Below are 9,976 nucleotides of genomic sequence, written 5' to 3' on the forward strand. Positions count from 1 at the left end.
CCCGGGGCGTACACCCCGGGCGTTCGCGGCAGACGGTGAGTTTCTAGGAGCGGTCGCTTCCGCCCTGTTCCTCGAGGGCGAGACGCTTGGCCCGCACTATGTCGGGGTCGCGCGGGTCCAGGGCGTCGCGCAGCGCGAACGCCTCGTCCGCGTACCGGCGGGCACGGACCGTCCGCCGGGTTTTCTCGATCCGCATCTGCTTCATCTGCGCAGCCCTCCGACCCGTGGCCCGCCCGCTCCGCGTGGGAAGCGGCCGGTCCGCACTGACAACCTGTGCCTGCACCGACACGGCCCTCGTCCGCCGGACGTCGCCGTGTCCCCGTGGGAAGCCTGCATTCCCGCTACCGGCCCGCCGTAATCCCCGCGGCGGGACATGCCGTTGGAAACTGCCACCCGCCAAGCCCGTGATCATGTCCCGCGCTCCCGTCGGACTGTCGGTGCTCGCCAGTAGGGTGTGAGACATGGCCGACCCCTCCAGCTACCGCCCCAAACCGGGTGAGATCCCCGATACGCCGGGGGTCTACAGGTTCCGCGACGAACACCGCCGGGTGATCTACGTCGGAAAGGCGAAGAGCCTGCGCCAGCGCCTGGCGAACTACTTCCAGGATCTGGCGGGAATGCACCCGCGCACCCGGACCATGGTCACCACGGCCGCGTCCGTGGAGTGGACGGTGGTGTCCACAGAGGTCGAGGCGCTTCAGCTGGAGTACTCCTGGATCAAGGAGTACGACCCCCGGTTCAACGTCAAGTACCGCGACGACAAGAGCTACCCGTACCTCGCGGTGACGATGAACGAGGAGTACCCGCGCGTGCAGGTGATGCGCGGTCACAAGAAGAAGGGCGTCCGCTACTTCGGGCCGTACGGGCACGCGTGGGCCATCCGCGACACGGTCGACCTGCTGCTGCGCGTCTTCCCCGTGCGCACCTGCTCGGCCGGTGTCTTCAAGAACGCCGCCCGCACCGGCCGCCCCTGCCTCCTCGGCTACATCGGCAAGTGCTCGGCCCCCTGCGTGGACCGGGTGTCCGCCGAGGAGCACCGCGAACTGGCCGATGAGTTCTGCGACTTCATGGCCGGCCGGACGAACACGTACATCCGGCCGCTGGAGAAGCGGATGGCGGAAGCGGCCGAGGAGATGGAGTACGAGCGGGCGGCCCGGCTGCGCGACGACATCGAGGCCCTGAAGAAGGCCATGGAGAAGAGCGCGGTCGTGCTCGCCGACGCGACCGACGCCGACCTGATCGCCGTCGCCGAGGACGAGCTGGAGGCGGCCGTCCAGATCTTCCACGTACGCGGCGGACGCGTGCGCGGCCAGCGCGGCTGGGTCACCGACAAGGTGGAGGAGATCACCACCGGCGCCCTCGTGGAGCACGCCCTGCAGCAGCTCTACGGCGAGGAGACCGGAGACGCCGTCCCCAAGGAGGTCCTGGTCCCGGCCCTGCCCGACCCCGTGGAGCCCGTCCAGGAGTGGCTCACCGGGCGGCGCGGCTCGATCGTCTCCCTGCGCGTCCCGCAGCGCGGTGACAAGAAGGCCCTCATGGAGACGGTGCAGCGCAACGCGCAGCAGGCGCTCGTCCTGCACAAGACCAAGCGCGCCTCCGACCTGACCACGCGCTCGCGTGCCCTGGAGGAGATCGCCGACGCCCTCGACCTGGACAGCGCCCCGCTCAGGATCGAGTGCTACGACATCTCCCACCTCCAGGGCGACGACGTCGTGGCCTCCATGGTCGTCTTCGAGGACGGGCTCGCCCGCAAGAGCGAGTACCGGCGCTTCCAGATCAAGGGCTTCGCCGGGCAGGACGACGTCCGCTCCATGCACGAGGTGATCACCCGCCGCTTCCGGCGCTACCTCGCCGAGAAGGAGAGGACGGGGGAGTGGACCGACGGCGAGAACGCCGAGACCCCTGAGATCGACAGCAACGGCGAGATCGTCGGGACCGGCCTCACCGAGGACGACGGTCGCCCCAGGAAGTTCGCCTACCCGCCCCAGCTCGTGGTCGTCGACGGCGGCGCCCCCCAGGTCGCGGCCGCCCGGCGGGCCCTGGACGAGCTCGGCATCGACGACATCGCCGTGTGCGGCCTCGCCAAGCGCCTGGAGGAGGTCTGGCTGCCCGGCGACGACGACCCGGTGATCCTGCCCCGCACCAGCGAGGGCCTGTACATGCTCCAGCGGGTCCGTGACGAGGCCCACCGCTTCGCGATCACCTACCAGCGCGCGAAGCGGGCCAAGCGCTTCCGGTCCAGCCCCCTGGACGACGTGCCGGGACTCGGGGACACGCGGAAGCAGGCACTCCTGAAACACTTCGGTTCGTTGAAGAAATTGCGATCTGCCACCATCGACCAGATCTGCGAGGTTCCCGGCATAGGCCGCAAGACCGCGGAGACCATCGCGGCGGCCCTCGCCCAGGCGGCCCCGGCCGCACCCGCCGTCAACACGGCGACCGGAGAGATCATGGAAGAGGAACCCGGCACGGAAGCCGGCTCGGAACCCGGCACCATGGGTTCCAGTGGGGAGCCCGTGACGATGGGCGCCCCGGACGAACGACGGGGGCAGGAGACATGAATGTGAACGAGCACGACGGGCAAGAACAGCAAGCCGGAGACGGAGCACAGGTGAGCACGGGCACGCCCAACGACAAGGCCCCGGTCCCGGACGCGGCCATCCCCGAGCTGGTGATCATCTCCGGCATGTCCGGGGCCGGCCGCTCGACGGCCGCGAAGTGCCTGGAGGACCTCGGCTGGTTCGTCGTCGACAACCTGCCGCCCGCGCTGATCCCCACCATGGTGGAGCTCGGCGCCCGCTCCCAGGGCAACGTGGCCCGGATCGCCGTCGTCGTCGACGTCCGCGGCCGCCGCTTCTTCGACAACCTCCGCCAGTCCCTCGCCGACCTGGAGGCGAAGAACGTCACCCGGAGGATCGTCTTCCTGGAGTCCTCCGACGAGGCCCTGGTGCGCCGCTTCGAGTCGGTGCGCCGCCCGCACCCCCTCCAGGGCGACGGCCGGATCGTCGACGGCATCGACGCCGAGCGCGAACTGCTGCGCGAGCTGCGCGGCGACGCCGACCTGGTGATCGACACCTCCAGCCTGAACGTGCACGAGCTGCGCGCCAAGATGGACGCCCAGTTCGCCGGCGAGGAGGAGCCGGAGCTGCGGGCCACGGTGATGTCCTTCGGCTACAAGTACGGCCTGCCGGTCGACGCCGACCTCGTCGTCGACTGCCGCTTCCTGCCGAACCCGCACTGGGTCCCGGAGCTGCGCCCGTACACCGGCCTCAACGACGAGGTCTCCGGATACGTCTTCAACCAGCCCGGAGCCAAGGAGTTCCTCGACCGGTACACGGAGCTCCTCCAGCTCGTCGCCACCGGCTACCGCCGTGAGGGCAAGCGCTACGTGACCATCGCCGTGGGCTGCACGGGCGGCAAGCACCGCTCGGTCGCCATGTCGGAGAAGCTCGCCGCCCGGCTCGCGTCCGAGGGCGTGGAGACCGTGGTCGTACACCGGGACATGGGACGCGAATGACACGACGTACTCCGCGGCTGAGCCGGCTGCGCCGGGTGGTGCCCGACGGCAGCACCGATGCACGGGCCGGCCGGCCCGCCGAGGCCCGGGGCGGCAGACCGCGCCGCCGGGGCACCCAGCCCAAGGTCGTCGCCCTCGGCGGCGGCATGGGCCTGTCCGCCTCGCTGGCCGCACTGCGCCGGATCACCGGCGACCTCACGGCCGTCGTCACCGTGGCCGACGACGGCGGCTCCAGCGGCCGGCTCCGCGACGAGCTGGGCGTGCTGCCGCCGGGCGACCTGCGCAAGGCGCTGGCCGCGCTGTGCGGTGACGACGACTGGGGCCAGACCTGGGCCCGGGTCATCCAGCACCGCTTCCAGTCCCAGGGCGACCTGCACGAGCACGCGGTCGGCAACCTGCTGATCGTCGCCCTCTGGGAGCAGCTCGGCGACCACGTGCAGGCCCTCGACCTGGTCGGACGCCTGCTCGGCGCCCAGGGGCGCGTGCTGCCCATGTCCGCCGTCCCACTGGAGCTCCAGGCCCTGGTCAAGGGCCACGACCCGGAGCGCCCGGAGGAGGTCGACACGGTCCGCGGCCAGGCCACCGTCGCCCTCACCCCGGGCGAGGTGCAGTCCGTGCACGTCGTGCCGCACGACCCGCCCGCCGTGCCCGAGGCGGTCGAGGCCGTCCTGGACGCGGACTGGGTGGTGCTCGGCCCCGGCTCCTGGTTCTCCTCGGTCATCCCGCATCTGCTCGTGCCCGAGCTGCTGGACGCGCTCACGCAGACCAAGGCACGCCGGGTGCTCTCCCTGAACCTCGCCCCGCAGCCCGGAGAAACCGAGGGCTTCTCCCCGCAGCGTCATTTGGAGGTTTTGGGACGACACGCCCCTAAACTCGCCCTGGACGTGGTGCTGGCCGACGAGGCCGCCGTGCCCGACCGCGACTCCCTGACCGATGCCGCCAAACGGTTCGGGGCCGCGGTCGAGCTGGCGCCGGTGGCCAGGCCCGACGGGACCCCGAGGCACGACCCGGAGCTGTTGGCCGCCGCGTACGACCGTATTTTTCGGATGCATGGAAGGATCGGCCCATGGCGATGACGGCAGCGGTGAAGGACGAGATCTCCCGGCTCCCCGTCACCCGGACCTGCTGCAGAAAGGCGGAGGTCTCCGCCATGCTGCGGTTCGCCGGCGGCCTCCACCTGGTGAGCGGTCGGATTGTGATCGAGGCGGAGCTGGACACCGCGATGGCGGCCCGCCGTCTGAAGCGGGACATCCTGGAGATCTTCGGCCACAGTTCCGAACTGATCGTGATGGCACCCGGCGGACTGCGCCGCGGTTCCCGCTACGTGGTGCGCGTCATCGCCGGCGGGGACCAGCTGGCCCGCCAGACCGGCCTGGTCGACGGGCGTGGCCGCCCGATCCGCGGCCTGCCCCCGCAGGTGGTCTCGGGGGCCACCTGCGACGCCGAGGCCGCCTGGCGTGGCGCGTTCCTGGCACACGGCTCGCTCACCGAGCCCGGCCGCTCCTCCTCCCTGGAGGTGACGTGTCCGGGCCCCGAGGCCGCGCTCGCGCTGGTCGGCGCCGCCCGCCGCTTGTCGATCGGGGCCAAGGCCCGTGAGGTGCGCGGTGTGGACCGGGTCGTCGTCCGTGACGGTGACGCCATCGGTGCCCTGCTGACCCGGCTCGGTGCCCACGAGTCGGTGCTGGCCTGGGAGGAGCGCCGGATGCGCCGCGAGGTGCGCGCCACGGCGAACCGGCTCGCCAACTTCGACGACGCCAACCTGCGCCGCTCGGCCCGTGCTGCCGTCGCCGCCGGTGCCCGCGTGCAGCGTGCCCTGGAGATCCTCGCCGACGACGTCCCCGAGCACCTCGCGGCCGCCGGCCGGCTGCGCATGGAGCACAAGCAGGCCTCCCTGGAGGAGCTGGGCGCGCTGGCCGACCCGCCGCTGACCAAGGACGCCGTCGCCGGCCGGATCCGCCGCCTGCTGGCCATGGCCGACAAGCGCGCCTCCGACCTCGGTATCCCGGGCACGGAGTCCAACCTCGCCGACGATCTCGCCGACAACCTCGTCGGCTGACCTCACAGGCCGTCAATCAGCCGGTGTCCGGCGCCCACTTGGGTGGTCGGCACCGGCTTTGGCGTGTCGTTGAGGCGCTCTTGACTCGATCATGGACTGTCATGAGCCTGGCATCTGTTCGCTGCTGTGGCGAACCCACGCTAGGGGGGTTCATGAGACGTAGAGCGAGATCGATCCTCGCTGTCGGCGCGCTCCTGATCGGCGGAGCGAGCATCGCACCCATCGCCCAGGCACAACCGGGAAGTTCAGCCCCGTCCGACTCGGACGAAGTCAAGGTCTTCCGGGCCGAGGTCACCCAGAAGCAGGTACCCCTGCTGCTGGCGGCCGGCCAGGACGGCCACGAACTCGGCGAGCAGGTGCCCGAGAAGGGCACGGGCACCGTCGAGGTCTATCTCACCGACCAGCAGGCGAAGAAGCTTCGGAAGCAGGGGGTCGACCTCGCCGAGCACAAAGTCTCCGCGGGGGCCGAGAGCCGCGTCAAGAACGCCGCCGAGGGCGTGTTCCGCCCGTACAGCGGAGGGGGCGGCCTGAAGGAGGAGATCCTCCGGGCCGCGCAGCAGAACCCCGGCATCACCAAGGTCGTCTCCATCGGCAAGACGGTGGGCGGCCAGGACATTCTCGCCCTGAAGCTGACCAAGAACGCGAAGAAGACGAAGGACGGCTCCAAGCCCTCCGTCCTCTACATGTCCAACCAGCACGCGCGCGAGTGGATCACGCCCGAGATGACCCGGCGCCTGATGCACCATTACCTGGACAACTACAAGACGGACAAGCGCGTCAAGAAGCTCGTCGACTCCACCGAGCTGTGGTTCCTCCTGTCGGCCAACCCCGACGGCTACGACCACACCTTCAAGAGCGACGACAACCGCATGTGGCGCAAGAACCTGCGGGACGTCAACGGCGACGGCGTCATCAGCACCGGCGACGGCGTCGACCTCAACCGCAACTTCACCTACAAGTGGGGCTACGACGACGAGGGCTCGTCCCCCAACCCCACCAGCGAGACCTACCGCGGCGCCGCTCCGGGCTCCGAGCCGGAGACCAAGGCCCTGGACGCCTTCCAGAAGCGGATCGGCTTCACGTACGGCATCAACTACCACTCCGCCGCCGAACTCATCCTCTACGGAGTCGGCTGGCAGGTGGCCACCCCGACTCCGGACGACGTCCTGTACGAGGCGCTCGCCGGCACGCCCGAGAACCCGGCGGTTCCCGGCTACCACCCGCAGGTCTCCTCCGAGCTGTACACGACGAACGGCGAGGCCGACGGCCACGCGGCGAACGTCAACGGCCTGGCGATGTTCACCCCCGAGATGTCGACCTGCGCGACCGCCTCGAACGTCGACCCGAACGACGAGTGGAAGGCGTCCGACTGCCGGTCGGTCTTCACCTTCCCGGACGACGAGAAGCTGATCCAGCAGGAGTTCGCGAAGAACATTCCGTTCGCGCTCTCCGTCGCCGAGTCGGCCTCCCACCCCGACCGGCCGTCCTCCTCGGTCGGCATGAGCGCCGCCGACTTCACGCCGGCCGCCTTCCCCACGTCGTACTCGCGCGGCGCCGACCAGGAGATCTCCGTCGTCGCACGCAAGTCCGTGCGCGACAAGGAGCTCAGGTACCGCGTCAACGGCGGCCGCACCGAGGACATGGCGCTCAAGCCCTGGAAGGGCGGCGAGACGTACGGCGGTGAGGACAACCTCTACTTCGACGAGTACCGGGCGAAGGTCAAGGACGGCGACCCGGGCGACAAGGTCGAGGTGTGGTTCACCGGGGAGACGAAGAACGGGAAGCCGGTCTCCAGCAAGCGCTTCACCTACACCGTGGCCGAGCTCCCCAGGGCGAACACCCTCGTGGTCGCCGAGGAAGGCGCCACCGCCACGCAGGCGCAGAGTTACGTCGACGCACTCAAGGCCAACGGCCGCAAGGCGGTCGTCTGGGACGTCGCCAAGCAGGGCGCGCCCGACGCGCTCGGTGTGCTGAGCCACTACGACACCGTCGTCCACTACACGGGCGCGGGCGTCCCGGGCATCGCCACCCAGCTCCAGCTCCGGGCCTTCCTCAACGAGGGCGGCCGGCTGATCGAGGCGGGCGAGCAGGTCGGCGGCAGCGTCGACCTGGGCGGCGGCACCCTGTCGAACGACTTCGGCCAGTACTACCTGGGTGCCTACAGCCGCACCTCGACCCCCGGGGCGACCGGCTTCACCGGCTCCGGCAGGCTCGGCAGCTTCACGGGCACGCTCGCCGGCGCCCCCGGCAATCCGCTGGACAAGGCGGGCACCTACGCCGTCACCTCCGGCGAACTGCCCGCCGACAAGTACCCGCAGTTCGCGAGCGAGGGCGCGGGACAGTTCGCCGGCACGGTGAACCCGTACGGCCCGTACGCGGGCTCCTCCATGGCGGCGGCCGTCCACACCAACGACGGCTACAAGCGCCTCACCCGCACCGTGGACCTCACCGGCACCACGGCTGCCGACAAGCCCGCGCTGCGCACCCAGTTGCTGTGGGACACCGAGCCCGGTTACGACCACGTCCTGGTCGAGGCCCACACCACCGGCGCCGACGACTGGACGACCCTGCCCGAGGCGGGCGGCGCCACCAAGGCCACCGTGCCGGAGGAGTGCGCGGCCGGCTTCTACGTCAATGAGCACCCCTGGCTGAAGCGCTATCTCACCCTCACGGATGACGGCTGCACCGCGGCCGGCAGCACCGGCCAGTGGCACAGCCTCACCGGCGCCTCCAGCGGCTGGCAGCAGGTGAACTTCGACCTGAGCGCCTACGCCGGCAAGACGGTCGAGGTGTCGATCAGCTACGTCACCGACCCGGGCACCGGCGGGCACGGCGTCCTCGCCGACGACGCCTCGCTCGTCGTCGGCGGCACGGCGAAGGAGACCGAGGGCTTCGAGACCTCCCTCGGCGCCTGGAAGACGGCGGGCCCGCCCGCGGGCAGCCCGGCCGTCCTCAAGGACTGGACGCGCACCGGGGCGCTGTTCCAGACATACGGCGCGGTCACCACGGACGACACCGTGCTGCTGGGCTTCGGCCTGGAACACGTCGCCGCGGCGGCCGACCGGACGGCACTGATGAGAAAGGCGCTCGCTTCCCTGGACGGGTGACCCCTTTTCCCTGAAAGGGTGACGTCCCTGGTCAACAGGGACGCGCTCCGCGTAGCGAAAACGGGTGACCTTGCTCTCATTGGTGGGCGGTCCGTACCCCTACTGGCGGGTAAGGATCGCCCTGCCGTGTATGGGGCATCTGGATGTCACCACCGGGGCCTCAGGGAGGTAGGGTCGTAGGCGGTCGGGGACATCCCAAACAGAGCTCGCCGGCTCTTCATGGCCGGCGTACCAACGAGGAGATCGGTTCGTGACGATCCGCGTAGGCATCAACGGCTTCGGCCGCATCGGACGTAACTACTTCCGCGCGCTGCTGGAGCAGGGTGCTGACATCGAGATCGTGGCTGTCAACGACCTGGGTGACACCGCGACCACCGCTCATCTGCTCAAGTACGACACCATCCTGGGCCGCCTGAAGGCAGAGGTGTCGCACACCGCCGACACGATCACGGTCGACGGCCACACCATCAAGGTGCTCTCCGAGCGCAACCCCGCCGACATCCCGTGGGGCGAACTGGGCGTCGACATCGTGATCGAGTCCACCGGCATCTTCACGAAGAAGGCCGACGCCGCGAAGCACCTCGACGGCGGCGCCAAGAAGGTCCTCATCTCGGCTCCGGCCAAGGACGAGGACATCACCATCGTGATGGGTGTCAACCAGGACAAGTACGACTCGGCGAACCACCACGTCATCTCCAACGCCTCCTGCACCACCAACTGTGTGGCGCCGATGGCCAAGGTCCTCGACGAGAACTTCGGCATCGTCAAGGGCCTGATGACGACGGTGCACGCGTACACCAACGATCAGCGCATCCTGGACTTCCCGCACTCGGACCTGCGTCGCGCCCGCGCCGCCGCCGAGAACATCATTCCGACCACCACGGGTGCCGCGAAGGCCACCGCGCTGGTCCTGCCGCAGCTCAAGGGCAAGCTCGACGGCATCGCGATGCGTGTCCCGGTCCCGACCGGCTCGGCCACCGACCTGGTCGTGACGCTCCAGCGCGAGGTCACCAAGGACGAGGTCAACGCCGCGTTCAAGAAGGCGTCCGAGGACGGCGACCTCAAGGGCTACCTGGCGTACACCGAGGACCCGATCGTCTCCTCGGACATCGTCAGCGACCCGGCCTCCTGCACCTTCGACTCCTCCCTGACCATGGTCCAGGAGGGCAATTCGGTGAAGATCCTCGGCTGGTACGACAACGAGTGGGGCTACTCCAACCGCCTCGTCGACCTTACGGTCTTCGTCGGCAACCAGCTCTGATCAACTGAGCAGGCACGACCATGTGAGTGCAGGGC

At 69.8% G+C, this 9,976-nt stretch carries 7 protein-coding genes; 6 read left to right on the top strand and 1 reads right to left on the bottom strand.

Going from position 1 to position 9,976, the window contains the following annotated elements; genetic code table 11:
• Positions 1–43 precede the first annotated feature (43 nt).
• Entirely contained in the window at positions 44–196 is a 153-nt protein-coding gene (locus tag ACFTZL_RS34060) for a hypothetical protein (protein ID WP_184597020.1), read from the bottom strand.
• Between the two features lie 265 nt (positions 197–461).
• On the opposite strand from ACFTZL_RS34060, the gene uvrC reads away from it, so the two are divergent.
• The 6 genes from uvrC (at position 462) to gap (ending at position 9,941) form a co-directional block, all read left to right on the top strand.
• Positions 462–2,561, top strand: a complete 2,100-nt coding sequence (uvrC, locus tag ACFTZL_RS34065; RefSeq protein WP_382590891.1) for an excinuclease ABC subunit UvrC — start codon at positions 462–464, stop codon at positions 2,559–2,561.
• Positions 2,558–3,517: an RNase adapter RapZ gene (rapZ, locus tag ACFTZL_RS34070; protein WP_382590894.1), complete on the top strand. Its 960-nt coding sequence runs from the start codon at positions 2,558–2,560 to the stop codon at positions 3,515–3,517. Before uvrC ends, rapZ begins: the two co-directional genes overlap by 4 nt.
• On the top strand, positions 3,514–4,593 hold the full coding sequence (gene yvcK, locus ACFTZL_RS34075) for a uridine diphosphate-N-acetylglucosamine-binding protein YvcK (protein WP_189731002.1): 1,080 nt from the start codon (positions 3,514–3,516) through the stop codon (positions 4,591–4,593). Before rapZ ends, yvcK begins: the two co-directional genes overlap by 4 nt.
• Positions 4,584–5,573: a DNA-binding protein WhiA gene (whiA, locus tag ACFTZL_RS34080; RefSeq protein WP_382498783.1), complete on the top strand. Its 990-nt coding sequence runs from the start codon at positions 4,584–4,586 to the stop codon at positions 5,571–5,573. Before yvcK ends, whiA begins: the two co-directional genes overlap by 10 nt.
• Positions 5,574–5,725: 152 nt before the next feature.
• Positions 5,726–8,680 (top strand): M14 family zinc carboxypeptidase, encoded by a 2,955-nt coding sequence (locus ACFTZL_RS34085; RefSeq protein ID WP_382590898.1) that lies wholly within the window; start codon positions 5,726–5,728, stop codon positions 8,678–8,680.
• A 250-nt stretch (positions 8,681–8,930) separates the two neighbouring features.
• On the top strand, positions 8,931–9,941 hold the full coding sequence (gap, locus tag ACFTZL_RS34090; RefSeq protein WP_382590901.1) for a type I glyceraldehyde-3-phosphate dehydrogenase: 1,011 nt from the start codon (positions 8,931–8,933) through the stop codon (positions 9,939–9,941).
• Positions 9,942–9,976: the final 35 nt, after the last annotated feature.

Origin of the sequence: Streptomyces sp. NPDC056948, from assembly GCF_042674225.1 — a bacterium.
Lineage (GTDB): Bacteria > Actinomycetota > Actinomycetes > Streptomycetales > Streptomycetaceae > Streptomyces > Streptomyces purpurascens.